At 70.1% G+C, this 26,342-nt stretch carries 25 protein-coding genes; 11 read left to right on the forward strand and 14 right to left on the reverse strand.

Annotated elements, in window-relative coordinates; all coding sequences use genetic code 11:
• Positions 1–16: 16 nt before the first annotated feature.
• From AB0H86_RS02850 to AB0H86_RS02865, 4 genes are all read right to left on the reverse strand, one after another.
• Entirely contained in the window at positions 17–475 is a 459-nt protein-coding gene (locus AB0H86_RS02850) for a DUF6099 family protein (protein WP_362432138.1), read from the reverse strand.
• Positions 476–667: 192 nt separating this feature from the next.
• Positions 668–994, reverse strand: a complete 327-nt coding sequence (locus tag AB0H86_RS02855; RefSeq protein WP_362432141.1) for a nucleotide pyrophosphohydrolase — start codon at positions 992–994, stop codon at positions 668–670.
• Complete coding sequence (locus tag AB0H86_RS02860) at positions 991–2,178, reverse strand: ATP-binding protein (protein WP_362432143.1); 1,188 nt, start codon at positions 2,176–2,178, stop codon at positions 991–993. Before AB0H86_RS02860 ends, AB0H86_RS02855 begins: the two co-directional genes overlap by 4 nt.
• Before the next feature lie 138 nt (positions 2,179–2,316).
• Positions 2,317–2,712: a cell division protein SepF gene (locus tag AB0H86_RS02865; RefSeq protein ID WP_362432145.1), complete on the reverse strand. Its 396-nt coding sequence runs from the start codon at positions 2,710–2,712 to the stop codon at positions 2,317–2,319.
• 193 nt (positions 2,713–2,905) lie between these two features.
• Between AB0H86_RS02865 and AB0H86_RS02870 the strand changes: the two genes are divergently transcribed.
• The gene (locus AB0H86_RS02870) at positions 2,906–7,039 is read left to right on the forward strand and encodes a bifunctional nitrate reductase/sulfite reductase flavoprotein subunit alpha (protein ID WP_362432148.1); all 4,134 of its coding nucleotides are present in this window, start codon (positions 2,906–2,908) and stop codon (positions 7,037–7,039) included.
• Between the two features lie 66 nt (positions 7,040–7,105).
• Here AB0H86_RS02870 and AB0H86_RS02875 read toward each other — a convergent pair whose 3' ends face one another.
• Positions 7,106–7,621, reverse strand: a complete 516-nt coding sequence (locus AB0H86_RS02875) for a YceI family protein (protein WP_362432151.1) — start codon at positions 7,619–7,621, stop codon at positions 7,106–7,108.
• A 112-nt stretch (positions 7,622–7,733) separates the two neighbouring features.
• On the opposite strand from AB0H86_RS02875, the gene AB0H86_RS02880 reads away from it, so the two are divergent.
• From AB0H86_RS02880 to AB0H86_RS02895, 4 genes are all read left to right on the forward strand, one after another.
• Positions 7,734–8,234: a MarR family transcriptional regulator gene (locus tag AB0H86_RS02880; protein ID WP_362432153.1), complete on the forward strand. Its 501-nt coding sequence runs from the start codon at positions 7,734–7,736 to the stop codon at positions 8,232–8,234.
• Between the two features lie 228 nt (positions 8,235–8,462).
• Positions 8,463–8,900 (forward strand): Fur family transcriptional regulator, encoded by a 438-nt coding sequence (locus tag AB0H86_RS02885; RefSeq protein WP_362432155.1) that lies wholly within the window; start codon positions 8,463–8,465, stop codon positions 8,898–8,900.
• A 35-nt stretch (positions 8,901–8,935) separates the two neighbouring features.
• Positions 8,936–11,158: a catalase/peroxidase HPI gene (gene katG, locus AB0H86_RS02890; protein ID WP_362432158.1), complete on the forward strand. Its 2,223-nt coding sequence runs from the start codon at positions 8,936–8,938 to the stop codon at positions 11,156–11,158.
• Between the two features lie 372 nt (positions 11,159–11,530).
• Positions 11,531–12,073: a lamin tail domain-containing protein gene (locus AB0H86_RS02895; protein WP_362432161.1), complete on the forward strand. Its 543-nt coding sequence runs from the start codon at positions 11,531–11,533 to the stop codon at positions 12,071–12,073.
• Positions 12,074–12,144: 71 nt separating this feature from the next.
• Here the strand turns inward: AB0H86_RS02895 and AB0H86_RS02900 are convergent, their stop codons facing one another.
• The 8 genes from AB0H86_RS02900 to AB0H86_RS02935 form a co-directional block, all read right to left on the reverse strand.
• Positions 12,145–12,342, reverse strand: a complete 198-nt coding sequence (locus AB0H86_RS02900; protein WP_362432267.1) for a hypothetical protein — start codon at positions 12,340–12,342, stop codon at positions 12,145–12,147.
• Positions 12,343–12,779: 437 nt separating this feature from the next.
• Positions 12,780–13,454: a 4-carboxy-4-hydroxy-2-oxoadipate aldolase/oxaloacetate decarboxylase gene (locus tag AB0H86_RS02905; protein ID WP_362432164.1), complete on the reverse strand. Its 675-nt coding sequence runs from the start codon at positions 13,452–13,454 to the stop codon at positions 12,780–12,782.
• 18 nt (positions 13,455–13,472) lie between these two features.
• Positions 13,473–14,687 carry an aspartate transaminase gene (locus AB0H86_RS02910; RefSeq protein WP_362432166.1) on the reverse strand — a complete coding sequence of 405 codons (1,215 nt, stop codon included), beginning with the start codon at positions 14,685–14,687 and terminating at the stop codon, positions 13,473–13,475.
• A gap of 4 nt (positions 14,688–14,691) precedes the next feature.
• The gene (locus tag AB0H86_RS02915; RefSeq protein ID WP_362432168.1) at positions 14,692–15,435 is read right to left on the reverse strand and encodes an SDR family oxidoreductase; all 744 of its coding nucleotides are present in this window, start codon (positions 15,433–15,435) and stop codon (positions 14,692–14,694) included.
• 52 nt (positions 15,436–15,487) lie between these two features.
• The gene (locus AB0H86_RS02920) at positions 15,488–16,798 is read right to left on the reverse strand and encodes an MFS transporter (protein ID WP_362432171.1); all 1,311 of its coding nucleotides are present in this window, start codon (positions 16,796–16,798) and stop codon (positions 15,488–15,490) included.
• 89 nt (positions 16,799–16,887) lie between these two features.
• Positions 16,888–17,874 carry an allophanate hydrolase gene (locus AB0H86_RS02925; protein ID WP_362432173.1) on the reverse strand — a complete coding sequence of 329 codons (987 nt, stop codon included), beginning with the start codon at positions 17,872–17,874 and terminating at the stop codon, positions 16,888–16,890.
• Positions 17,867–18,610: a carboxyltransferase domain-containing protein gene (locus AB0H86_RS02930; protein WP_362432175.1), complete on the reverse strand. Its 744-nt coding sequence runs from the start codon at positions 18,608–18,610 to the stop codon at positions 17,867–17,869. Before AB0H86_RS02930 ends, AB0H86_RS02925 begins: the two co-directional genes overlap by 8 nt.
• A 1-nt stretch (position 18,611) precedes the next feature.
• The gene (locus AB0H86_RS02935) at positions 18,612–19,394 is read right to left on the reverse strand and encodes a 5-oxoprolinase subunit PxpA (protein ID WP_362432178.1); all 783 of its coding nucleotides are present in this window, start codon (positions 19,392–19,394) and stop codon (positions 18,612–18,614) included.
• A 324-nt stretch (positions 19,395–19,718) separates the two neighbouring features.
• On the opposite strand from AB0H86_RS02935, the gene nac reads away from it, so the two are divergent.
• The 4 genes from nac (at position 19,719) to AB0H86_RS02955 (ending at position 23,720) form a co-directional block, all read left to right on the forward strand.
• Positions 19,719–20,669, forward strand: a complete 951-nt coding sequence (gene nac / locus AB0H86_RS02940) for a nitrogen assimilation transcriptional regulator NAC (protein WP_362432181.1) — start codon at positions 19,719–19,721, stop codon at positions 20,667–20,669.
• Positions 20,670–20,864: 195 nt separating this feature from the next.
• Positions 20,865–21,896 (forward strand): D-glycerate dehydrogenase, encoded by a 1,032-nt coding sequence (locus AB0H86_RS02945; RefSeq protein ID WP_362432183.1) that lies wholly within the window; start codon positions 20,865–20,867, stop codon positions 21,894–21,896.
• Positions 21,893–22,663 (forward strand): SDR family oxidoreductase, encoded by a 771-nt coding sequence (locus tag AB0H86_RS02950; protein ID WP_362432185.1) that lies wholly within the window; start codon positions 21,893–21,895, stop codon positions 22,661–22,663. The genes AB0H86_RS02945 and AB0H86_RS02950 overlap by 4 nt, the downstream gene beginning before the upstream one ends.
• A 28-nt stretch (positions 22,664–22,691) precedes the next feature.
• A complete protein-coding gene (locus tag AB0H86_RS02955; protein WP_362432187.1) occupies positions 22,692–23,720 on the forward strand; it encodes an L-idonate 5-dehydrogenase in 1,029 nt (342 codons plus the stop codon).
• Between the two features lie 54 nt (positions 23,721–23,774).
• On the opposite strand, the gene AB0H86_RS02960 is transcribed toward AB0H86_RS02955, so the two are convergent.
• Entirely contained in the window at positions 23,775–24,674 is a 900-nt protein-coding gene (locus tag AB0H86_RS02960) for an SDR family oxidoreductase (protein WP_362432189.1), read from the reverse strand.
• Positions 24,675–24,762: 88 nt separating this feature from the next.
• On the opposite strand from AB0H86_RS02960, the gene AB0H86_RS02965 reads away from it, so the two are divergent.
• Together AB0H86_RS02965 and AB0H86_RS02970 are read left to right on the forward strand one after the other, a co-directional pair.
• Positions 24,763–25,368, forward strand: a complete 606-nt coding sequence (locus AB0H86_RS02965) for a helix-turn-helix domain-containing protein (protein ID WP_362432191.1) — start codon at positions 24,763–24,765, stop codon at positions 25,366–25,368.
• A gap of 114 nt (positions 25,369–25,482) precedes the next feature.
• On the forward strand, positions 25,483–26,229 hold the full coding sequence (locus AB0H86_RS02970; RefSeq protein ID WP_362432194.1) for a DUF1963 domain-containing protein: 747 nt from the start codon (positions 25,483–25,485) through the stop codon (positions 26,227–26,229).
• Positions 26,230–26,342: the final 113 nt, after the last annotated feature.

Consider the following 26,342-nt stretch of genomic DNA (forward strand, 5'->3'; position numbering starts at 1 on the left):
CGCCGGGTCCCTCGCCTCACGCCGGTAGAGCCTCATCCCTGTCCGCCAACCTGCGGAGCATCTCCCGCACCCTGTCCCTCGACTCGTCCGCCGCGTCGATCGCCTCCATGCACTGCCAGTACGTGCCCTCGTCGTCCGCGGCGGAGGCGAGGCCGACCAGGGCGATGCCCGCCTCGCCGAGGAGGCCGCCCAGGGAGGTGAGGGTCTGGCGGGCGTCGCCCAGTTCGGTGAGCTGGGCCGCCAGCAGGGCCTCGGTGTCGATGTCCGGGCGGTCCAGGACCCCGCATCCCCTGCCCGCCAGTTCGGTCAACCCCAAGGCCTCGCCCCGTAGTTCGGGCGGACCGGCGACCGCGAGGCGGCTGCCTATCGCCTGGGCCAGGGCCTGTGCCTGCCACACCTCCGCCATGACCTGAGGCGGGTCCCCGCCCCCCGCCAGGGCACGCCTGCTCATCACGATGAGCCGCATCGCGTCCATGCGCTGCCCCCGTCTGTCCGACGCGCCGTCGGCACGTCCGCCTGAACTCTCTTGTTCACTACCCAGAGTGAGGGCGCTTGAGACGAAAAGCCAGAGGAAGACGGAAATCTTCGGACAACGAATCGGTTTCGGGCGGGCTCTTGACTCCGGAGAGTAATAACGGAGTTGATCGCTCCCGTTGACGGCGGTCGGCTACGGCGCCGGAAACCTCCGCTCGTTCCGGTCGATCTTCGCGTCCAGCGCCGCCAGCGGGTCGATGCCGAGCACCTGGCACAGCTGGAGCAGATACGCGAGCACGTCGGCGACCTCGTCCGTGACGCGGTGCGCGGTGTCGGGGTCGGTCATGACGCGCTGCGACTCCTCGGGCGTCAACCACTGGAAGATCTCGACCAGTTCGGAGGCCTCCACGCTCAGCGCGGCGACGAGGTTCTTGGGCGTGTGGTACTGCTGCCAGTCGCGCGCCGCCGCGAACTCGGCCAGCCTGCGCTGCAGTTTCGCCACATCGAGAGGTTCCGTCACGGCTTCAGGTGTACCACCGTCACACCATCCACCCCCGCCGCCCACGACGCGTCGCTCACCGCGCCGACGAGCCGGATGTGCCCTCGGTCGCACATCCGGGCGGCGAGCCGCAGCAGCTCGGCCCGCTGCCGGGGGTCCAGGCCCCGGTCGAGGTGGTCGGCGAGCACGGTGAGCGCCTGCATGGCCGCCGGCACCTCGCCGACCGGGTCGATCTCCAGTACACCGGGCCCGGTGAACAGCACCAGGGCCAGCGCGAGGTACCTCAACTCCCCGTCGCCCAGCCGCCCGCAGTCCGTGCGGGTGCCGTCGCCCCGGTCGAGCAGCGCCTGGACCGTCCCGTCGGCGAGCGGTTCGGCGAGCACGTCGGCGACGGGTCCGGCGCATCCGGCGCGCACCGCTGTGACGAACTGCGCGTGCCGCTTGGCGCACTCCGCGCGGGTGCGCCACAGCACGTCGGCGAGGTTGTCGCAGCCGCCGAGCAGCCGTCCGGAGCCGGTGGGGACGGGGCCGCGCATCCGGCCGGGCCGCGGATCGCAGGCGAAGACGGAGCGCAGGGCGACCAGAGTCTGTTCGGCGGCGGCGAGCACCCGGCGCTGGCCGTCCGTCTTGCCGGCCACGCGCAGCGGGAGCAGGGCGGTGCCGAGCCGGTCGTCGGGCAGCGGGGCGCGGGTGACCGGCGACTGGCCCGCCGTGTGCCAGGCCGCCTGTACCTGGCGGCGGCTCGGGTCGCGCAGGGCGGTCTCCAGCAGGACCAGGCCGCCGGGCGCACTCAACCGCTCCCCCACGATGCGCAGCGTGGGCTCGGCCTGGACGGCGACATCGAGCCGGACCGGTCCCTCGGGGCCGTCCGTCGTGCAGCCGATACGGAAGCCGCGGCGGCGCTGGGCGTCGGGCCGGGCCCGCTCGGGCACACAGGCGAGCGGATCCGGGAAGACCTCGGGGAGGCGGACGCCTCCACCGAGTCGGGCGAGCGCCTCGTACGCCCGTAGCGCGCTGGTCTTGCCGCAGCCACTGGGCCCCGTGAACAGGGTGAGCGGGCCGAGCGGGAAGCCGACGCGGCGGTGTGCGGCGTAGGCGGACAGCCGAAGTTCGGTGACGCGCGGGCGCTCCGGAAGGTCCTCGTCGTGGTCGGGTAAGACCACGGGCGACGAGGGGCCCGGCAGCTGCGCGGAGGGCACGGTCATATCCGGACGGTAGGGCTCCGTCGCCGGGGCGAACCGTTCCGCCCGAAGGACCTTCCTACGAACGGGCGACCGGCAGCCCCGGCACCGGCTGCCCCGACACCAACTGCTCAGCGCCTCTGACACCGGGCGCCCGGCACCTCACACCCCGGGAACCCCCGTCCCCTCCATCAGTCCGGTCACCTCGGTGCCGGCCGGTGTGAGGAGGAACACGTTCCGGTCGACCCGGTGCATACTGCTCGCCAGTCCGAAGACGACGCCTGTGCTGAAGTCCAGGACCCGCTTGGCGACCTCGGTCTCGGCGTTGGTCAGGTCGAGCAGCACTGGTATGCCCGCCATCAGCGTCTCGGCGACCTCGCGCGCGTCCGAGAAGATCAGGACGCGCAGCACCACGAAGCGGCGCCGCAGCTCGGTCTCGGCCTCCGGCCTGGACCGGTGGCCCACCGAGGACGGCCAGGCGTCCCGGCCCCGCAGCGGCACCACCTGGGCGAGCCCCTCCCACTGTTCGTCGGTGACATCGTGGCTGTTCACCGGCATGCTCCGTCCTTGGCTCGCACTGCTGTCTGCATCGGCCAATTCTTACTCATGGTCACCCGTTCGGCCCAATGTGACACGCTCCGCGACTCCGGTGCACCTCACACCGGTCGGGGGACGGCTGTGCAGCGGGCGTAACTCCTCAAGATCAAGCCGTGTCACACAGGCGTAACGGGCAATTCGTACCGTCGACGGTATGACGACGACTCCCCGGGACCAGCGGACGCAGCAGGTGCGGACCGTCTGCTCGTACTGCGGTGTGGGCTGCGGTCTGGTGCTCGACGTCGGGATGGGGCCTGACGGCAGGCGCACCGTCCTGAAGGCGTCCGGGGACAAGGCGCACCCGGCGAACGCGGGCCGGCTGTGCACGAAGGGCGCGACCACGGCCGACATGCTCGCCGCGCCCGGCCGGCTGACCAGCGCTCTGGTGCGGGACGACCGGGGCGAGGAGCCGGTGCCGGTGCCCGCGGCCGACGCGATCGCCGACACCGCGCGACGGCTGCGCGCGATCATCGACGAGCACGGGCCGGACGCGGTCGCGTTCTATGTCTCCGGGCAGCTGAGCCTGGAGGCGCAGTACCTGGCGAACAAGCTGGCCAAGGGGTTCGTGCGGACCAACCAGATCGAGTCCAACTCGCGGTTGTGCATGGCCAGCGCGGGGGCCGGATACAAGCTGTCGCTCGGTGCCGACGGGCCGCCCGGATCGTACGAGGACTTCGACCGGGCGGATGTCTTCCTCGTCATCGGTTCGAACATGGCCGACTGCCATCCGATCCTCTTCCTGCGGATGATGGAGCGGGTCAAGGCGGGCGCGAAGCTCGTCGTCGTCGATCCTCGGCGCACCGCCACGGCCGCGAAGGCCGACCTGTTCCTCCAGGTCAAGTCCGGGACGGACCTCGCCCTCCTGAACGGGCTGCTGCACCTGCTGGTCGAGAACGGGCACACCGACCCCGAGTTCGTCGCCGCGCACACCTCCGGCTGGGAGGCGATGCCGGACTTCCTGGCCGACTACCCGCCGGCCACCGTCGCCGAAATCACCGGTGTCGCCGAGGACCACCTGCGTACGGCCGCCCGGCTGATCGGCGAGGCCGGCGAGTGGATGAGCTGCTGGACCATGGGGCTCAACCAGTCCACGCACGGCACCTGGAACACGAACGCCCTGATCAACCTGCATCTCGCGACGGGCACGATCTGCCGTCCGGGCAGCGGGCCGTTCTCCCTGACCGGCCAGCCCAACGCGATGGGCGGACGCGAGATGGGCTACATGGGGCCGGGACTGCCCGGGCAGCGGTCGGTGCTCGTCGAGGAGGAGCGGACGTTCACCGAGGACGTCTGGGAGCTGCCGCCGGGCACCCTGCGCGGGGACGGGGTCGGCAGGGGCACCGTCGAGATGTTCCAGAAGATGGCCGACGGGGAGATCAAGGCCTGCTGGATCATCTGCACCAACCCGGTCGCCTCGATCGCCAACCGCCGTACCGTCATCGAGGGCCTGGAGGCCGCCGAGTTCGTCGTCACGCAGGACGTCTTCGGGGACACCGAGACGAACGCGTACGCCGATGTCGTCCTGCCGGGCGCGATGTGGACGGAGGCCGAGGGGGTCTACGTCAACAGCGAGCGCAACCTCACCCTGACCCAGGCCGCGTCCGACCCGCCCGGGGAGGCGATGGCGGACTGGCGGATCATCGCGGCGGTCGCGCGGGAGATGGGGTACGAGAAGGGCTTCTCGTACGACAGTGCCGAGCAGGTCTTCGAGGAGATCCGGCGCTTCTGGAACCCCGTCACGGGCTGGGATATGCGCGGGGCGACGTACGAGCGGCTGCGGTCGACGCCCGTGCAGTGGCCGACCGCGACCGAGGACGGGCCGGAGCGCAATCCGATCCGGTACGTGTCCGGCGAGGGCGAAGCGCGGTTCCCGACGGCCGACGGACGCGCCGTCTTCCACGCGCGCCCGCATCTGCCGGCCGCCGAGCTGCCGGACGACGACTTCCCCTTCCTGCTGAACACGGGGCGGGTGCAGCACCAGTGGCACACCCTGACGAAGACCGGGAAGGTCGCCAAGCTCAACAAGCTGAATCCCGGGCCGTTCGTGGAGGTGCATCCCGAGGACGCGCGGGCCCTCGGGATCACGGACGACGACCGGGTGGAGGTCGCCTCGCGGCGGGGCCGGGCCGTACTGCCCGCGGTGGTCACCGACCGGGTGCGACCGGGGGCCTGTTTCGCTCCGTTCCACTGGAACGACCTGTTCGGGGAGTATCTGAGCGTCAACGCGGTGACGAGTGACGCGGTGGATCCGGTGTCGTTCCAGCCGGAGTTCAAGGTGTGCGCGGTGTCGCTGGCGAAGGTGGCCTCGCCGGTTGGGGCCGCGGGGGCGGGCGCTGCCACGGCCACCACGGCCACCACTGCGACCGCCGGCACTCCTGCCGTAGGCGCCCCGACCGCCGTCGCTCCGACCGCCGTCACCCCGGGGTCGAACCCGTTCGGCCTCGACCCCACCCCGCCGCCCGTTCTCACGGCCCAGGAGCGGCTCTATCTCACCGGCTTCCTCGGCGGCATCGGCTCCGGCGCCCCCGGTGTCCCCGTGCTTCCGCCGGACGCGCCCTTCAGCGCCGAGCACGCGCTGTGGGTGAACGGTGTGCTGGCCGGCATGTACTCGCGGGCGTCGGATCAACCGGGGTTGTCCGGTGGGCAGTCGGGCCGTGAGGTCGTCATACTGTGGGCCTCGCAGACCGGTAACGCCGAGGAGTTCGCGGGGGCCGTCGCCGACCGGCTGTCCGCCGGGGGGCACACGGCCACCCTCGTCGGCATGGACGAATCCGACCCCGGCGCACTGCCCTCCGGTGCCGATGTGCTGCTGATCACCAGCACGTTCGGCGACGGCGACGCGCCCGACAACGGCTCCGGCTTCTGGGACACGCTGACCGGACAGCAGGCCCCGCGCCTGGACGGCGTCCGGTACGCGGTCCTGGCCTTCGGCGACTCCTCGTACGACGACTTCTGCGGGCACGGGCGCCGGCTCGACGCACGGCTGGACGAGCTGGGCGCGGTACGGCTCGCGCCGCGCACGGACTGCGAACCCGACTACGAGTCCTCCGCGGGGGTCTGGCTGGACCAGGTGCTCTCGGCGCTGGACCCCGGGACGGAGACGGCCGAGTCCACCTCCCAGGCACCCCCGCAGCCCGTCCCCCAGGCCGCCCCCGAGCCCACCCGTGCCGCCAGGCCCGCGCCCACCACCGCCCGTCTGGCCGACAACCGGCTGCTCAGCCGGGCCGGCGCGGGCAAGGAGGTCAGGCGGTTCACCTTCGACACGAGCGGGTCCCCGCTGACGTACGAGACGGGGGACGCGCTCAGTGTGCGGCCGGTCAACTCGCCCGCGCTGGTGGAGGAGTGGCTTGCGGTGACGGGCCTGGACGGCTCAACAGCCGTGCGCGTGGAGGGAGTCGGCGAGGTCCCCGTCGCCGAGGCCCTGCACCGGCATCTCGACATCACCCGGATCACCCCGGACCTGCTCCGCTTCGTCGCCGAACGCGTCCGCGACGACCGGGAGTTGCGCAGGCTGCTGCGACCCGACAACAAGGACGGTCTGGCGCAGTGGAGTTGGGGGCGGCAGGCGGTGGACGTGCTCGCCGAGCATCCGGTGCGGGCGAGCGCGCAGGACTGGGCGGACGTACTGAAGAAGCTTCAACCGCGCCTGTACTCCATATCGTCCAGCCCGCTGGTCGACCCGCACCTGGTATCGCTGACGGTGTCCGTCGTGCGCTACGAGAACCTGCACGGCCGGGCGCGCGGCGGGGTCTGCTCGCCGTTCCTCGCCGACGCCGAGGCGGACACGGAGGTGCCGGTCCTCGTGCAGCGTTCGCCGCACTTCCGGCCGCCCGCCGAGGCCTCGACGCCGATGGTGATGGTCGGTCCGGGCACGGGGGTCGCGCCGTTCGTCGGCTTCCTCCAGGAGCGGCGCGCGCTCGGCCACCGGGCGCCCAACTGGCTGTTCTTCGGGGAACAGCACCGCGCCACCGACTTCTACTACGAGCGGGAGCTCACCGAACTGCTCGACGAGGGCTCCCTGACCCGCCTCGACACCGCCTTCTCCCGGGACCAGCGCAACAAGGTGTACGTGCAGGACAGGATGCGTGAGCACGGGCCCGAGCTGTGGCGCTGGCTCCAGGACGGCGCCCACTTCTACGTCTGCGGCGACGCCTCCCGTATGGCCAAGGACGTGGACCGGGCCCTGCGGGACATCGCGGTCGCGCACGGCGGGCTGGACGAGGCCGAGGCGTCGGCGTGGGTGAAGCAACTGGCGTCGGCGAAGCGGTACGTGCGGGACGTCTACTGAGGAACGCTTGCCGGGAGGGTCGTGGGTCCTGCCCGCCCTGGCGAGCGCCGGCCGCCCACCGAGGTGTCAGGCGGCCGCCCGGGTGAAGCGGAGCGTGGCGGCGACCGTCGTCAGGCCGCGGATCATGCCCATCTGGTTCCAGCCCATGCCGAACTGGTCGCGGTCCACGGGGAATTCGGCGGCCAGGGTGAGCGTCTCGGCGTCGGCTCCGACGATGCGCGCACTGAGGGACAGGGGCCTGCTGATGCCGCGCACGGTCAGCTGACCGGCGACCTGGACCGTGTCGCCGTCGCGGAGTTCGGCGCTGCGGACCACGAAGGTCAGCTCGGGGTGGTTCTCGACGTCGAAGAAGTCGGCGGAGCGCAGATGGGTGTCCCGCTTGGCGTTCTTGGTGTCCAGGGAGGCGGCGTCCAGGGTGAGGGTGCCGACGGCCGACCCGTCGGGCCGCACCTCGCCCCGTCCGGCGACACCGGCGAAGGTGCCCTTGACGGTGACCAGGCCCCACATCGTCTTGTGCCGCAGCGCGACGGTGGTGGCGGTCGGGTCGAGCTGCCAGAGTCCGGTTTCCACGGCGACGGTCATGGTCTGCCCCTGTCGTACTAGTGATTCAAATTTGGATGACCTCACGCTAACCCATTATCCAAATCTGAACAACCATGTCCTCCAAAATTGGACAACAGGTACACTCAAGACCATGACCGCCCCCGACGAGCACCCCGCCGACCTGCCCGAATGCCCCTCCGCGCAGAGCGGCGGACTGCTGCCGGACGAGCTGCGGGCCTGGATGGTCCTGCTCGCGGCGACCGGGGCCGTGGAGCAGCGGCTACGTGCGGTCGTCAAGGAGCGGCTCGACGTCTCGCACGACGAGTTCCTGGTCCTGTGCCTGCTGGCCGAGCAGCCGGCGGGCCTGCGGATGACACGGATCGCGGAGCTCCTGGGCCGCCCCAAGACCCGGCTCACCTACCAGATCGCCTGCCTCCAGCACGCCGGTCTCGTCACCCGCAAGTCGGTCTGCGGCGACAAGCGGGGCGTCGAGGTCGTCCTCACCGAGAAGGCCCGGCGCCTGCTGACGGAGGCCTCCGAGCCCCTTTCCGAGACGGTCGTCCAGGCCCTCGGCCGGATCATGGGGCCCGCCCAGCGCGAGGCGATGTGGGCGCTGCTGCCCGATGCCACGGAGCCTTCCGGCACCGAATAGGGCTCCGGACGCGAGGTACCCGTCCACCCCGTGACCCGGATCCCGCTCCGGGCACGGCCGCGGTTGCCGTGCCCGGCACCCGTCGAAAGCCCAGGTCAACGGGAAGCCCTCACCTTCATGAAGCGTGCATGGCGATCTTGCGAATGCCGGGTGTACACCGACGCGGCCCAAGAATTGGAACCAATCCATTTCTTGAACCGTTCGTGTTTGTGGGGGTAGGTTGGCCGCATGACTGCACCCCGGAGTCCGATCACCGCCGACGAGCTGCGCGGTGCCGGCCTGCGGGTGACGGCCGCGCGCGTCGCGCTGCTGGAGACCGTCCGGGTCGGTGACCACCTCGGTGTCGAGGCGATCGCCTCCGGTGTCCGCGACCGCGTCGGTCACATCTCCCTGCAGGCCGTGTACGAGGCACTCCACGCCCTCACGGCGGCCGGTCTCATACGCCGCATCGAGCCGGCCGGCAGCCCGGCCCGGTTCGAGGGCCGCGTCGGGGACAACCACCACCACGTCGTGTGCCGGTCGTGCGGTGTCGTCGCCGACGTCGACTGCGAGGTCGGCGACGCCCCCTGTCTGACCGCGTCCGAGGGCCACGGCTTCGCCATCGACGAGGCCGAGGTCATCTACTGGGGCCTGTGCCCCGACTGTTCCACCAGCCCCGCTTCCTGAGCACTTAGATCCACCCCGTTCGGAAGGATTCCCCCATGACCGAGAACCACGACGCGATCGTCACTGATCCGAAGCCCGAGGAGACGGGGGGCTGCCCGGTCGTGCACGGCCGTGCCCAGCACCCGACCCAGGGTGGCGGTAACCGCCAGTGGTGGCCGGAGCGGCTCAATGTGAAGATCCTTGCCAAGAACCCGGCCGTGGCCAACCCCCTCGGCGAGGAGTTCGACTACGCCGAGGCGTTCAAGAACCTCGACCTGCCGGCCGTGAAACAGGACATCGCCGAGGTCCTGACCACCTCGCAGGACTGGTGGCCCGCCGACTTCGGCAACTACGGCCCCCTCATCATCCGGATGGCCTGGCACAGCGCGGGCACGTACCGCATCAGCGACGGCCGCGGCGGCGCCGGCGCCGGTCAGCAGCGCTTCGCCCCCCTGAACAGCTGGCCGGACAACGCCAACCTGGACAAGGCCCGCCGTCTGCTGTGGCCCGTGAAGAAGAAGTACGGCCAGAGCCTGTCGTGGGCCGACCTGATGATCCTCGCCGGCAACGTGGCCCTGGAGTCGATGGGCTTCGACACCTTCGGTTTCGGCGGCGGCCGTGTGGACGTCTGGGAGCCCGAGGAGGACGTGTACTGGGGTCCCGAGACCACCTGGCTCGACGACCAGCGCTACACCGGTGACCGCGAGCTGGAGAACCCCCTCGGCGCGGTCCAGATGGGCCTCATCTACGTCAACCCGGAGGGCCCGAACGGCAACCCGGACCCGATCGCCGCGGCCCGTGACATCCGTGAGACGTTCCGCCGGATGGCGATGAACGACGAGGAGACCGTCGCCCTGATCGCGGGCGGTCACACCTTCGGCAAGACCCACGGCGCCGGCCCGGCGGACAGCGTCGGCGACGACCCCGAGGCCGCCTCGCTGGAGCAGCAGGGCCTGGGCTGGAAGAGCTCCTTCGGCACCGGCAAGGGCGGCGACGCGATCACCAGCGGTCTTGAGGTGACGTGGACGAACACCCCGACCACCTGGGACAACAGCTTCTTCGAGATCCTCTTCGGCTACGAGTGGGAGCTGACCAAGAGCCCCGCCGGCGCCCACCAGTGGCGGCCGAAGGACGGCGCCGGAGCGGGCACCGTCCCCGACGCGCACGACGCGACGAAGACCCACGCCCCGCAGATGCTGACGACGGACCTGTCGCTCCGCTTCGACCCGGTGTACGAGCCGATCGCCCGTCGCTTCCATGAGAACCCGGCCGAGTTCGCGGACGCCTTCGCCCGCGCCTGGTACAAGCTGACCCACCGCGACATGGGCCCGAAGTCGCTGTACCTGGGCCCGGAGGTTCCGTCGGAGACCCTGGTCTGGCAGGACCCGCTGCCGCAGGCCGAGGGCCAGACCATCGACGTCGCCGACATCGCGGGCCTCAAGGCCAAGCTCCTCGACTCGGGGCTGACCGTCTCGCAGCTGGTGTCCACCGCGTGGGCGTCGGCCTCGACGTTCCGCGGCAGCGACAAGCGCGGCGGCGCCAACGGCGCCCGCATCCGTCTGGAGCCGCAGCGCGACTGGGAGGCCAACGACCCCGCCCAGCTGGCCTCGGTGCTGCGCACCCTCGAGGGGATCCAGCGGGAGTTCAACTCCGGCGCCAAGAAGGTCTCCCTGGCCGACCTGATCGTCCTCGGTGGCGCCGCTGCCGTGGAGAAGGCCGCCAAGGACGCCGGCTTCGACGTCGAGGTGCCCTTCACGCCGGGCCGCGTGGACGCGTCGCAGGAGCAGACGGACGCGGAGTCGTTCGCCGCGCTGGAGCCGACCGCCGACGGGTTCCGCAACTACCTCGGCAAGGGCAACCGCCTGCCGGCCGAGTTCCTGCTGCTCGACAAGGCGAACCTGCTGACCCTCAGCGCCCCCGAGCTGACGGTCCTCGTCGGCGGCCTGCGCGTCCTGGGCGCGAACCACGCCCAGTCGTCGCACGGTGTCTTCACCGACACCCCGGGCGTGCTGACCAACGACTTCTTCGTCAACCTGCTCGACCTGGGCACGACGTGGACGTCGACGTCCGAGGACCAGACCACCTTCGAGGGCCGCGACGCGGCCACCGGCGCGGTCAAGTGGACCGGCACCCGTGCCGACCTCGTCTTCGGCTCGAACTCGGAGCTGCGCGCGCTCGCCGAGGTGTACGCGGGTGACGACGCGAAGGAGAAGTTCGTGAAGGACTTCGTCGCCGCGTGGAGCAAGGTCGCGGGCCTGGACCGGTTCGACCTGGTCTGATCGTCCGATTTCCCCGTCAGGGCCGGCCCACTCGGGCCGGCCCTGACGCTTTCGTCGTTACCCACTTTCGAGTGACGGTCGGCGTGCTGGTGGGGTGGCGCGCCATGGCGAGTGAGGGCCGGTTTCCCCGTGTTGTACGGGCCGCTGTCGCGTGGTGGCGTCAACATCGTGCATACATCGCATAGATGGATGTTGCAGGTGAGAGTCACGGAGATGTGGACAGGTTGTCACATGGTTCACGTCTCATCCGCATTCCCCGCACATCGAGGCCAAAGTGTGGGTGTGCGGCCAACCGGCCGCCACCGCACATCGCACACCCCCGCCGGGCCGGACGGCCGCGGGCGGGATGTGCCCGCACACGCAGGGGAATTCATGCCTGTTTCCAAGACCGTCACCGCCCGCCGTCTGGTCGCCGCCGCGCTCGCGGCCGGAGCCGTGGTGGGGGCGGTGACGCTGCCGGCGTCCGCGGCCGACCACCGCCCGCACCGGCCGAACGTGGAAATCAGCAAGGCCCAGTACGACTCCCCGGGCCGCGACGACCAGTCCAACCGCTCCCTGAACAAGGAATGGGTGGAGATCACCAACAACTCCCGCCACGGCGTGAACCTGGACGGCTGGAAGCTGTCGGCCGAGGACGGCCACACCTACACGTTCCGCCACTACCGCCTGGAGGGACGTTCCACCGTCCGCGTGCACACGGGCGAGGGCCGCGACAGCCGCAAGGACCTGTTCCAGGACCGCAGTGACTACGTGTGGGACAACCGCTCCGACACCGCCACCCTGCGCAACGACCGGGGCCGCGCCATCGACGACCTCTCCTGGGGCCGTCACCACCGCGATGGCGGCCACCGTGACGGCGGCCAGCGCGATGGCGAGCGCCACGATGGCGGCCAGCGTGATGGCGGGCGCCACTGACCCACCCCGCTGAACGCCCCTGTGGGCCCCGGATCATCCGATCCGGGGCCCACAGGGGTGTACGCGTGTCGTCACACAGACGTGGTGTTGACGCTCGCTCCCGCAGCAACACCCTCGGGCGAAGCGACGGCCAGGAGGCCGGCACCGAGGTCGCCGAGCGGCGTCTCGAGGAAGAGACCGCCGGAGCCACCGGCGGCGAGTCCACCGGAGACGTTGTCCAGGTCGGCGTCGGAGATCTCGGCTGCTTCGACCTGGAAGGCGTGGTTCATCACGTGCGGTTCCCTTCGTATGTGCTTCTTCTGAGCTTCTTCGGGGCTTCTTCGGAATGGCAGAGCTCGCCTGATTCCCGAAACGGGGCCCTCCCGGCGGCTTGCGCCACGCGCTGGATCAAAGCACGCCCATAGGGGGACGGCCAGCGGCTCGAACTTCAGCCGGGAACGCGACGTCACGGGTGTGACCGGGCGGTGACCGGCCACAACGACTCCTTCACGCGGCCCGCCTCTCCGCTGCACGCACGACGGGTCGCCGACAGGTATCCAGGGCGGGCACCCCCGTGCCGAGACCGACGTGATCCGGCACAGTCGTGACGACGGTTCAGGCACCGTGTGCCCCGCCGGTGAGCCGTGTGCAGATTTACTGGATCTTCGGCACCCGACCCGCGACCTGTCACAGCAGCCGCCCTCAGCCATCGCCCGGGGCGATGCCACTAGTCCTCGATCACGAGGCCCTTCGCCGCGAGAAGCGGCGCGAGATTGCACATCTCGACGACCGTCTTGCCGGCCCGGTACGCGGCGATGTACCCCGCCTCCGCGTCGACACGCTCCTGTGAGGCGACGACCGCCTCGGCGGCGTCCTCACGGCGAACCACGACCACGCCGTCGGCGTCGGCCCGCATCACATCGCCGGGGCGGACGAGCACGCCGCCGATGGTGACCGGCTCGCACATCGGTCCGACCGTCTCCTTGACCGTGCCCTTGATGGACACGCTGCGGGAGAAGACCGGGAACCCCAGGGCACGCAGGTCCTCGGTGTCCCGGACACCGGTGTCGGTGATCAGGCCTGCGAGCCCTTTGGACTGACAGGCGTTGGCGAGCACGTCTCCGAAGGAGCCCGCCTCCTCGTAGGCGCCGGCGGACACGACCACGACGTCCCCGGGGCGGGCGTAGGCGATGGCTGTCTGCAGCATCAGGTTGTCGCGCGGTGCGCACTGGACGGTGAAGGCGGGGCCGCACAGGGACATGCGGTGGTCGACCGGTTTGATGGCCGAGTCCAGCGCCCCGAGCCGGCCCTGTGCCTCGTGGATGGTCGCCGAGGAGAAGGCGCTCAGTCGCTCGACCACGGCGGGTTCCGGCCGCTCGAACTTGGTGCTGACGCTGATCATGATGGCCTTTCGGATGAGTCAGACGGAGGGGGCGCTGGACAGCGCGGCGCAGGCCGTCGCGATGCGCTCGCACGCCTCGGTGAGGACGTCCGTCGACGTGGCGAACGAGATACGGAAGTAGCCGGGTGCGCCGTACGCGGCTCCGTGGATCACCGCCACCTGCCGGCTGTCGAGCAGGTAGCGGGCGAAGTCCTCGTCGTTCTGGATCCGGTCTCCCGACGGTGTGAACTGCCCGATGGTGTCGTGGCAGTTGACCAGGAGGTAGAAGCCCCCGTCGGGGACGGTGCAGCTGAGCCGGGGAACGTCGTTGACGAGCTTCACGGTCGCGTCGCGGCGGGCGCGGTAGACACGCACGGTCTCCTGGACGAAGTCCTGCGGCCCCGTGAGCGCGGCGGCGGCGGCGGCCTGGCTCACGGAGGAGGGGCAGGAGGAGGTCTGGGACTGCAACGTGTTGATCGCGGTCACCAGGTCCGTCGGACCCACCCCGTACCCGATCCGCCACCCGGTCATCGCGTACGTCTTGGAGACGCCGTTGGTGAGGAACACCCGGTCGGCCAGCCGGGGTTCGACGGCCGCCAAGGACGGGGTGTCCTCCTCGCGGTACCAGATCTCGTCGTAGATCTCGTCCGTGAGGACACGCACCTGGGGGTGTTCCAGCAACACCTCGGCGAGCGCGCGCAGTTCGCCGGTGGTGTACGCGGATCCGGTCGGGTTGCCGGGGGTGTTCAGGACGACCCAGCGTGTGCGCTCGGTGAGCGCGGCCCCGAGCCGCTGGGGGGTCAGCTTGAAGCCGTCCGCCTCGGGACAGTCGACGACGACCGGGGTGCCGTCGTTCGCGCGGACCATGTCCGGATAGGACACCCAGTACGGAGCGGGGACGATGACCTCGTCCCCTTCGTCCAGGGTGGCCATCAGGGCGAGGAAGATGACCTGCTTGGCCCCGCCGCCGACGGCGATCTGCGCGTCGGTGTACTCCAGCCCGTGGCGCTCGCGGAGTTTCCCGGCGATCGCGGCACGCAGCCTCGGCGTTCCGTTCACGGGGGTGTACTTGGTCTCGCCCGCCTCGATGGCCTGGATCGCGGCGGCCTTGACGTGGTCGGGGGTGTCGAAGTCGGGCTCGCCCACGGTCAGGTCGAGGATGGTGAGCCCCTGGCTCTTGAGTTCGCGCACGCGCTGCGCCGCCGCCGTGCTGGGCGAGGGGTTGATACGCCGTACGCGCTCCGACGTCTTCATGTGCTCAGCCCTCCCTGCGTTCGAAGTTCAGTCCGCCGGGGACCTGGAAGGTGGGCAGGATCTCGACGTGGCCGATGTTGACGTGCCGGGGCGAGTCGACGGCGAACTCGATGGAATCGGCGATGTCCTCCGGCTTGAGGGACTCGTAGCCGTCGTAGAACTGCCGCTGGGCCGCCTCCATGTCGCCGAGCAGACGACCGAAGATCTCCGTCTCCACGCGCCCCGGGCAGATCTCGGTGACGCGGACCCGGCGGCCGTAGCCGTCGACCCGAAGCTGCCGGGAGAGCGTGTGCACGGCCGCCTTGGTGGCGTGGTAGACGGTGTTGCCGCCGAAGTTGTAGACGCCGGCGATGGAGCTGATGTTGACGATGTGTCCGAGGTCGCGCTCGACCATGCCGGGCATGAGCAGCCGTACGAGGTGCAGGACGGCCTGGATGTTGACGGCGACCTGCTCGTCGACGGCGAACTCGTCGGCGGTCAGGATGTTGCCGGTGCGCGAGACTCCCGCGTTGTTGACGAGGACGTCGATCTCCAGGCCGTCCAGGACGGCGGTGAGGGCCTCGGTGTCGGTGATGTCGACGGCGTGCGGGATGGCGCCGGTGTCGCGAGCGAGCGCGTCGAGCCGTTCGGCGTTGCGGGCCACGGCGTGCACTTCCAAGCCGCGCTTGACGAGTCGCTCGACGACCACGGCTCCGATGCCGGTCGACGCTCCGGTGACGAGGGCCGTCCTGTAGTCGGAGATGGGCATGCTGATGTCTCCTTGATGGGCTGGGTGTGGGGGGTGCGGGTGCGGATGTCCGTCAGGCGTCGCGCAGGGGCAGGTGGGCCCTGTCCTTCACCCGGGACACGGCGAGGAGCGTGCCGAGGGCGGTGACGACGGCGTAGAAGGCCGGCATGTTGGTGTTGCCCGTGCGGTCGATGAGGTAGGTCATCAGCAGGGGCGCGGTGCCGCCGAAGAGCGCGGAGGAGACGTTGTAGCCCAGGCCGTAGGCGGAGTAGCGCACCCGGGTGGGGAAGAGTTCGACGAGCAGGATGTGGATGACGCCGGTGTGCCCGGCGAACACGACGGCCATCAGACAGGCGCCGATCACGGCGAGGGCCACGTTGCCGGTGCCGATCAGGAGGTAGCAGGGGACGCCGACGACGGCCATGGCGATCGCCGCTCCGGCGATGACCTTCTTTCGCCCGATCCGGTCGGAGAGGCGGCCCATGTAGGGGATGGCGATACAGATCGCGACCAGGCTCGAGGCGGTGACGAGCAGGCCCTGGACCATGCCGAAGCCCAGCTCACTGGTCATGAAGGTGGGCATGTAGCTGAACAGGACGTAGTACCCGGAGCCGTTCATCAGGGGGATGAACAGGGCCAGCAGCATGGCGCGGCGGTGCTCGGCGGAGGTGAACGCCTCCTTGAGGGGGTTCTTGGACAGGCCGCCCTCTTCCTTCAGGCGCGTGAAGTTGGGCGTGTCATTGATGCGCCTGCGGATGTAGATCCCGGTGATGCCGAGCGGGACGGCGAGCAGGAACGGTATGCGCCAGCCCCAGGACTCCATGCGTTCGGTGCCGAGTCCGCTGGTCATGGCGGCGGCGATCAGCGTGCCGGTGAGCAGCGAGAGGAACGACGCGATCTGCGCGTAGCTGGTGTAGAGGCCGCGCTTGCCCTCCGGGGCGTGCTCGGCGAGGAAGCTCATGGCGCCCGACGCCTCACCGCCGACGGAGAAGCCCTGCGCGACGCGCAGCAGGATCAGCAGGGCCGGCGCCGCGATGCCGATGCTCGCGTAGGTGGGCAGGACGCCGATGGCCGCGGTGGCCGCGCTGATGAGCAGGATGACGAAGACCAGCATCCGCTGGCGTCCGATGCGGTCGCCGAGGTGGCCGCAGATGACGGCGCCGAGGGGGCGGAAGAAGAAGGAGACTGCGTAGCCGAGGAAGACGAGCTGGATGGCGTTGTCCGAGCCGGGGAAGAAGACGGCGGCGAGGGTTCCGGCCATGAAGCCGAAGATGCCGTTGTCGTAGAGCTCGGCGAAGATCCCGACGCATCCCGCGAGGGTGACTTTGCGGGCTGTTTTGGGGTCGACGGTGTTGGGGACTGGCTGAGCGGCCACGGTACTCATGGCTCTCCTGTCTGGCGCAGGCTGGGGAATGAAGGGCGTTTCGGCTCCGTGCGGGCGGGCGAAGGGGGCTGCTGAGCGGGGGTGGGGTGTCAGCTGCCGTCGGGTGCGCGGATGCGCAGCGAGTCGAAGACCGTGCGGACTCGGGTTCGCAGGGCCTCGATGGCGTCGCTTTGTGAGCGGTGGGCGATGACCGCCTGGTCGAGGGTGCGGTGGCGGAAGCGGATGGTCTGCCCGGGGCGCACCTGCCCCAGGGCGGACAGACCGGTGGCGGTGACGACGGCGAGGACGGGGTAGCCGGCCGTGACGCCGCGGCCGCGGTGCAGCACGAGGAGTTCTTCCCCTGCCGGTACTTCGACGGCGCCGATGGGGACACCGCGGGAGAGCACCTCGCCCTTGGTGACTCGGCGGGGTACCGCGCCCTGCAGCCGCAGGCCGATGTGGTTGCTCTGCGGGCTGACGGTGAAGGGTCCGTCGAACAGTCGCCGTCCCGTGTCCCCGAAGTCGGCCCGGTCGGGGCCGTCGGTGACGTCGATGGTCCACGTGCCGGGGAACATGGGGACGGGTGCGTGCAGGCGGAACAGGGGGATCCGCGAGAAGGGGTGGTCGATGGGCGGGCAGGCCATGCGCAGGACGAGTTCGTCGCCGTCTCGCAGGGCGGGGCCGAATCCCAGGATGGTGTCGGGAGCACAACTGCCCTGGAGGTAGTCCGCTTCGAACGAGCCGAGCACGGCCAGGTAGACGCGCAGCCCCCGCCGGATGCCGGTGACGCGAATGGTCTCACCGGCGCGCACGGGGACCGGTTCCCACTGCGGGCGGCCCCCTCCTTCGACGGTCAGGTCGGCGGGTGCGCCGGTCACGGCGATGAGGACGTCGCTGGAGGCGACGCAGGCGAAGTCGAGAGCCGTGATCTCCAGCAGCGGGGCGCGCTCGTCGTTGCCGCACAGGACGTTGGCGACGCGCGCCGAGTGCTGGTCGGGGGCTCCGTTGGCGGGCAGTCCGTAGCGGGAGCGGCCGACCCGGCCGAGATCCTGCACGGTGACGTGGCCCGCGGTCCGGATCGTGAGGGTGTCAGCCATGGCAATCCGCCAGGGACATGTCGGCGTAGTCGTCCCACTGTCGCCGTGTGATGGGGTGGAAGCGGAAGGTGTCGCCGGGCTGGTAGGCGGTGATCGGATCGCGGTGCAGGTCGAGGACGCGTACGGGGGTGCGACCGAGGAGCGGCCAGCCGCCGGGCGAGGGCATCGGGCAGATGACCGCCTGCCGGCCGGCCACCGCGACCGTGCCGGGATCGACGCGGGTGCGGGGCGACGCCAGCCGCGGCACCGGCCCCGGGAAGGGCGGCCCGTCCATCATCGGCGCGCCCGCGGGCGCGCCGAGACAGCGCACGGTGAGATCGGATCCGCAGTGGAGGGCGACGACCTCGCTCTCGGCCAGGTCGAGTTGTCCGGCCACGACCGGCAGATCGGGCCCGTACTCACCGCCGTAGACGACGGGTACGACGAAACGGCGGGGCGGTGCCGTCCTCGCCGGGCGCGGTCCGAGGCGGGCCGCCTCGTGCGACAGGACGCTCCGTACGGTGTCGTGGTCGGTGGCGGCGCAGTCGAACTCCACGAGCAGGGCGTCGTAGGTGGGCACCACGTCGTGGACACCGGTGAGCCGGACGGCGTCCAGGGCGTCGGCCAGGGCGTGGACGAGCCGCCAGCCGTCTTCGGCGTCCAGGCCCACGACCTTGGCGACCAGGGCGGAGTCCCCGCAGTCCGTGATCGTGACGTTGGCGTTGCTGTTGCCGTCGCTGTTGCGGTTGCCGTCCATGTCAGACGCCCCTGCCGCTCAGCACCTTGTCGAGAGAGGTGATCTGGACGCCGGCGGCGAGGAGTTCGTCACGGACGCGGCCGGCCAGCGCGATCGCTCCGGGGCTGTCTCCGTGCAGCAGGACGGTGTCACAGGTGACCGGGATGTCCGTGCCGTCGGCGCTGCGGATGAGGCCCTCAGTGACCATCCGCAGCGTCCGCCGGGCGACCTCGTCCGGGTCGTGGATCACCGCGCCGGGCTCGGAGCGGGGGACGAGCGTCCCGTCGTCGCGGTACGCGCGGTCGGCGATGCCGACGATGCCCACGCGCAGTCCGCGGGCGCGGGCCGCGTCGGCGAGCTCGCCGTCCTGCGCCAGGATGATCAGCGACTCGTCCAGGGCGGCCACGGCGTCCACGACGGCACGGGCGTAGTCGGCGCGTACGGCGACCAGGTTGCCCAGACGTCCGTGCGGGGCGACGTGCTGCACCCGGGTGCCGTGCGCGACCGCGAACGCCTGGAGGGCACCGATCTGGTACAGCACATCCGTACGGACCTCCTCCGGAGTGAGGTCCATGGCGCGGCGGCCGAAGCCGACCAGGTCGGGAAAACTCGGGTGAGCGCCCACGGCCACCTGCTGCGCCACACAGGTCCGAACGGTGGCGTCCATGATGCGCGGATCACCGGCATGGAACCCACAGGCGATATTGGCGGACGTCAGCATTTCCAGCAGGGCTTTGTCGTCGCCCATCGTGTAGGCGCCGAATCCCTCGCCGAGATCGGCGACGAGATCAACCATGGGGGTCATGACGTCCTCCGGGAGAGAATTCTGGAAAGGGAGTTGCCATCATGTCTTCGCGAAATCCTGGAAAGGATCCGCGTTTTTCCGAGAACAAGCGATCATCGTGACCGGACGGAATCCCTGGACACCGACTACACGTAGACTTTGTCGGGCGGTTCCGGCTGGATGTTCGGATCAACTTAATCCCCTGCTCATGAAACCGCCAATATGCGTTCGGTCTGGCGTTATCAAGAACGGTTATGACACGCCTCACACCCCGGGCCCACCAGGGGTGCGCTTCGGGGTGGCCCCTCCCTACGATGAGGCTCCGCTCCCCGTGGAAGGCCCGGCATGGACACCAGACGTCTGTACTCGTTCATCAAGATCGTCGATGCGGGGAGCATCACGCGCGCGGCCGACATCCTGCACATCGCGCAGCCCGCGCTCAGCCAGCAACTGTCCGCACTGGAGGCGCAGTTCGGGCAACAGCTGCTGATCCGCAGCAAACGCGGGGTCGCCCCGACCGAGGCGGGCCGGGCCCTGTACCAGCACGCTCAGCTGATCCTGAGGCAAGTGGATCTCGCCCACGCCGCCGTCGAGGTCTCCGGCCGGGCTCCCGCCGGCAGCGTGTCGGTGGGCCTCGCGCCGTACAGCCTGGGCGCGGCGCTCGCGCTGCCGCTCCTCAAGAGCGTGCGCAAGTGCTACCCGGACATCCTGCTGCACATCAACGAGAACTTCGGCGGCGTGATCAGCGAAGCGATCATGACGGGCCGGATGGACATGGCGTTCATCTACGGGGCCGGTCCGCTGCGGGGTGTGCAGTTCGAGCCCGTACGCACGGAGGACCTGTTCCTGATCGGCGCACCCGGCGAGACGGCCCCGCCGGGACAGGGCGAGGTGCACCTGGAGGAACTCACGAGCGTGCCCCTGCTGCTCCCCAGCCGCATCCACACCATCCGCCAGGTCGTGGACGCCGCCTTCCAGCAGGCGTCGCTCCAGCTCAACGTGGTGGGTGAGGTCGAGTCCGCGCTGACGCTCGTCAACGCCGTGGACGCGGGTCTCGGTGCCACGGTCCTGCCCTGGTCGGCGGCGCGCGCCATCCTCGACGTCCGTTCCCTGTCCGTGCGCCGCATCGTGGATCCCGTCATCCAGGTCAAGCTGTCCCTGGTCACGTCGGACAATCAGCCTCTCTCGGAACCCGCCTTGGCGGTGCATGATCTCTTCTTCGAAATGATCACCGCGTTCGACGGATCCCCGGACGGGGCTGACGGTTCTCCCGGCGGGGATAAGGATCGCCAATAGCGTCACACGAATCCGTTATTTGTTTCCGGTGACCGCCCGGGCTAGTTTCTTCCAGAACCAGCTCCTGCAGAACCAGCTCCTTCAGAACCAGCTCATGTCAGATCTGGATTCTTCCGGAGCCGAATTCTTCCAGAAGCAGCTTCTTTCAAGACCAGCCGCCGGTCGGCAATGCACGGCTCGTCACTGGAGACATAGATGACAAAGCGTGTCCTCACCACCCGTGAAAACCTGCCCGGCCGCGGCCTGGACCGCCTGTCCGAGGCGGCGGACGTGGTGGCCTGGCCCGGAACCGGGAAGCCCGGCCCCGCAGACCTCGCCGCGCTCGCCTCCGGAGTCAGCGGTGTGCTGGCCCTGGGCAACGACCCGGTGGACGGCGCCCTGATGGACGCGGCGGGCCCCACGCTGCGGGTCATCTCGCTGGCGAGCATGGGCTTCGACAACGTTGACCGGGCGGCCGCCGCCGAGCGCGGCATCGTCGTCACCCACACCCCCCGCGTGCTCGCGGAGACCACCGCCGACCTCACCTTCGCCCTGATCCTCGCCGCCCGCCGTCGGCTCGGCCCCGCCGGAGCGAGCCTCGCGGAAGGCTCCTGGGAGCTGTTCCGGATGCACGACTACCTCGGCCTGGACGTCCACGGAGCCACCCTCGGCCTGATCGGCTACGGCCAGATCGGCCGCGCGGTGGCCCGCCGGGCCCACGGGTTCGGCATGCGCGTACTCCACCACGACCCGTACGCCCCCGACGACGAACTGTCGGCCTCGGTGGACCTGACCACGCTGCTGGCCGAGTCCGACATCGTGTCGCTGCACGTGCCGCTCACCGCGGAGACCCGGCATCTGATCTCGGCCCGCGAACTGGCCGCGATGAAGCCCACGGCCACACTCGTCAGCACCTCGCGCGGCGGTGTCGTCGACGAGGAGGCCCTGCTCCATGCCGTCCGGGAGGGACGGATGCACTCCGCCGGGCTCGATGTCTACGAACGCGAGCCGATGGGCGCGGAGTTGTCGCCGCTGGTGGCGGAGGAGCACGTGGTCACGCTGCCCCACATCGGGTCGGCCACCGAGGCCACCCGGGCCGCCATGGTCGACCTGGCGGTCGACAACATCCTCGATGTCCTCGCCGAACGCCCCGCCCGAACGCCCCTGCCCGGCAGCCCGGCGGTGCCGGGCGCATCCGACGGCGCCCCGATCGACACCGCCGTCGGGGCCACCGGAGCACGCCCATGAGCCACCCTCTGTTCGACATCACCGGAGAGACGGCTCTGGTCACCGGCTCCAGCCGCGGTATCGGCAAGGCGCTCGCCAAGGGCCTGCTGGAGGCCGGCTGCACGGTCGTCCTCAACGGACGGAACACCACGGCCCTGCAAGCGGCCCGTGCGGAACTCGAGGCGTCCTTCGGGGACCGGGTACGGACGGCTGCCTTCGATGTGACGGACTCGGCGGCCGTCGCCGCCGGTATCGCTCGTATCGAGGAGGAGACCGGGCCGATCGGCATCCTGGTGAACAACACGGGAGTCCAACACCGCAGCCCCTTCCTGGAGTTCACCGACGACGACTGGCACCGTCTCCTCGACACCAACCTCACCAGTGCCTTCCTCGTGGGACGCGAGGTCGCACGGCGCATGGCGTCCCGACGCCGCGGCAAGATCGTCAACATCTGCTCACTGCAGAGCGAGGCGGTCCGGCCCGGTATCGCCGCCTACTCCGCCACCAAGGGCGGCCTGAAGATGCTCACCAAGGGAATGTGCGCCGACCTGGGCCCGCTGGGCATCCAGGTCAACGGCATCGGACCCGGCTACTTCGCCACCGAACTCACCTCGGCCCTGGTGGCCGACGAGGAGTTCAGCGCCTGGGTCCGCACCCGCACACCGGCCGGCCGCTGGGGCGACGTCGACGACCTCGTGGGCGCCCTGGTCTTCCTGGCCTCCCCCGCGTCCGACTTCGTCAACGGGCAGATCCTCTACGTCGACGGCGGCATGCTCTCCGTCCTCTGACAGCCGCCGCAACGGAAGGAACCCCACCATGCGAGCCTGCGTCGTCCACGCGGCGGAAGACCTCCGGGTCGAACCCCGCTCCCCCGCCCCGCCCGGGCCCGGCCAGGTGACCGTCGCCGTCGCCCTCGGCGGAATCTGCGGATCGGACCTGCACTACTACCGCCACGGCCGGGTCGGCGACTTCACCGTCCGGGAGCCGATGGTGCTCGGACACGAGGTCGTCGGCCACATCGCCGCCCTGGGAGCCGACGGCGAGGGACCGGCCGTCGGAACCCCGGTGGCCGTCCACCCCGCCACACCGTGCGACCACTGCCCCGAATGCGCGGCCGGCCGCCGCAACATCTGCGCCGACACCCGCTACCTCGGCAGCGCCGCTCGCACGCCCCACGTCCAGGGTGGCTTCGCCCAACTCGTCACCGTGCCCGCGGCGCAGATCCGCCCGTTGCCACCGGAACTCGACCTGCGTCGCGCCGTCCTGGCCGAACCCCTGTCGGTGGCCCTGCACGCCGTGCACCGGGCCGGTGACGTGACGGGCAAGCGAGTCCTGGTCACCGGGGCAGGGCCGATCGGTTGCCTGGTCACCGCCGTTCTCCGGCACAAAGGCGCTGCCGAGGTCGTCGTGAGCGACCTGCTCGACACCCCTCTGAGTATCGCCGCCGTATCCGGGGCCACCGCCACGCTACGGGCCGACAACGCCGACGACGCCGCGTGGACGGACCCGTTCGACATCGCCATCGAGGCGTCCGGAGCGCCCGCGGGGCTGCGAAGCTGCGTCGAACGAGTACGCCGCGGCGGCACCGTCGTACTCCTCGGTCTGCTGCCCCCCGGCGAGGTGCCCGTGCTGGGCAACATCGCCGTCACCCGCGAACTGGAGCTTCGGGGCGCCTTCCGCTTCGACTCCGAGTTCGACGAGGCGATCGGTCTGCTGGCCCAGGGCCTGCCCGTCGACGCGATCGTGACGCACACCTTCCCGCTCGCCGAGGCCCGCGCCGCCTTCGACATCGCCCACGACCGATCCGTCGCCTCCAAGGTCCTGCTGGACCTGAGCGGTGCCTGACAGGTCGACAGAGGTCGAGACCGACACCGCCTGGCACATCGCCCCTCAGGCGCGTCAGGCGCGGAAGTAGGACCCGGCGTCCAGGTCCTGGATGAGGCCGGGCCCGCTGGGGGCCCAGCCGAGGAGCTCCTGCGTGCGAGCGCTCGAGGCGGGGATGTCCATGGCGAAGAACTGGCCGATCCAGCCGAAGTGTTCCTGTGCGTCCTGCGGTGCGATCGAGGTCACGGGCACGTCGAGTCCTCGTCCGATGGCCTCTGCGATCTCCCGTGTGGGGACTCCCTCCTCGCTGACCGCGTGCAGGAGCGTTCCCGCCGGGGCCTTCTCGAGTCCCAGGCGGGTGATCTGCGCGGCATCCGACCGGTGGACCGCCGGCCAGCGGTTCGTGCCGTCGCCGACGTAGCCCGCGACCCCTTTCTCACGGGCGATGGCGACCAGCATCGCGATGAACCCGTGGTCGCCGTCGCCGTGCACGGTCGGCGCGTACCGCACGCTGACCGTGTTCACGCCACGATCGACGTACTCCAGCGCGAGGTTCTCACTGCCGCCTCGGGGGGACTCCAGGCCGTGGAACGGTGACCTGTCGTCCTCCGTCGCCGGCCGGCCGCCCTGCGCCGGGACGGCGACGCCGGACGCCAGCAGGAACGGACGGCCCGATCCGGTCAGGACGTCGCCGATCGCCTGTACGGCGGCCCGTTCGGCCTGGTTGGAGACGGCGATGTTGCTGAAGTCGTGCTTGTTGGCGAGGTGGAGGACGGCGTCAGCGGTCGCCGCGCCCTCCCGGATGCTGTCGAGGTCGTCGAGATCGCCGCGGTGGACCTGGGCACCCTTCGCGTCGAGGGATGCGGCAGAGGTGTCGGAGCGGGCGAGCCCGACCACCGCGTGGCCGGCGGTGAGCAGCTCGTCGACCACGGCCGAGCCGATCCACCCGGATGCTCCGGTGACGAAGACGCGCATGTGAATGATCTCCTTCGAGGTCAAGCCTGGTACACGGATCGAGCGATGTCAGTCACTGACGTCAGCGACTGCCATCACTGTAACTGTCATGTCGGCCGCTGTCATCACTAGAGTGGTGGCCATGGTGCGATGGGAGCCCGGGGCTCGGGAACGACTGCAGGCGGCGGCGATGGACCTCTACATCAGTCGCGGCTACGACAGGACGACCGCGGCCGACATCGCGCAGGCCGTCGGTCTCACGGAGCGCACGTTCTTCCGCCACTTCGCCGACAAGCGTGAGGTGCTTTTCAGCGGCCAGGAGCTGCTGGAGCAGGCGTTCCTGGACGGGGTGACCGGGGCCGCGCCGCACGCGTCGCCGCTCACGATGGTCGAGTCCGCCCTGTCGGCCGCGGCGATGCTCTTCCCGGCCGAGCGCCGCGAGCACTCCAGGCGGCGGCAGACGATCATCTCCGAAAATCCCGCGCTGCAGGAACGGGAGTTGTTGAAGTTGGCGGGGCTGGCCGCGGCGATCGCTACCGCCCTCCGATCGCGGGGGGTTCCCGAGGCGACGGCCACGCTCGCCGCGGAATCCGGGGTGACCGTGTTCGGCGTGGCCTTCGGCAAATGGATCGCCGAAGGTGAGGAGCGGTCGTTCGTCGACATCGAGCGCGAGGTACTGGGCGAACTCGTGGCGCTGACCGCCGACGCGACGTGATCAGCGTGGCGATGGATCAACTGGGTGGACTGTCCGACGACGTCCGGTCGGAGGCTGAGGTGCTTCCGAAGAGACAAGCGGGGTGTGTCAGACCGCTGAGGCAGACTGCCGGTCATGCACGCACTTGACGAATATCGCGCGGCGGCCCGCAAGCGAGACGTGCCCGAGCACCTCCTCGACAGGGCGCTGCGGCTCGCCCGCCCGCGCTTGGAACTGCGGTCGATGGACGACGACTTGGATGCTCCCGTCGTCGGACAGTACGGAGGCCATCCTCAGCTTCCCCCGGACGTTGAATGGTCCGGCTTCCCGGCGTTCATCGCGTCGGTCGACTGTGCCGCGGTTCCGGTCGGCGACCTGGACATCCAGCTGCCGGAGGACGGGCATTTACTGTTCTTCGCCAACAACAGCGAGCCGAGCTACGTCCCCGGGCCCACGAAGGAAGGCCGGGTGGTGTACGTCCCGGCCGGAACGGCAACGACGGAACGGGTCCCCTCCGAAGAGGACGCGTCCTACACGTTCGAGCCGTACCCCCTACGAGGCCGGCTCGACTGGTTCATGCCAGATACCAACAACGACACCGCCGACCAGGACACCGTGCGCCTCATCCACCCGTACCTGCTGGACTACGTGGACGAGACCATGAACGGCGAACTCACCCTGGGCGGATACTCATCCGTGATACATCACGACCCGGCCCCCTGGCCCGTCACCGATGACGAAGCGTTCATCATGCTGGCGCACGCGGACTACACGTTCGTGGATACGCCCCTCAGCTGCGCCGCATCCTGGCTGATCCGCCCCCGGGACCTGGCCGAACGAAACTTCGGAGACGTGCGGCTCGATATCCAGGCATATATGTGACAGCTACGCTGGGTGAACATACGTACGGTAACCGGCGTTCAGTGGGGGCCGGTTGGCGTCATGGCCCCAATCTGTCGAGGTCCGGGCCCAGTTCACCAGGTCAGCGACCCATA

The sequence above is a fragment of the Streptomyces sp. NPDC050997 genome (genome assembly GCF_040660135.1).
Lineage (GTDB): Bacteria > Actinomycetota > Actinomycetes > Streptomycetales > Streptomycetaceae > Streptomyces.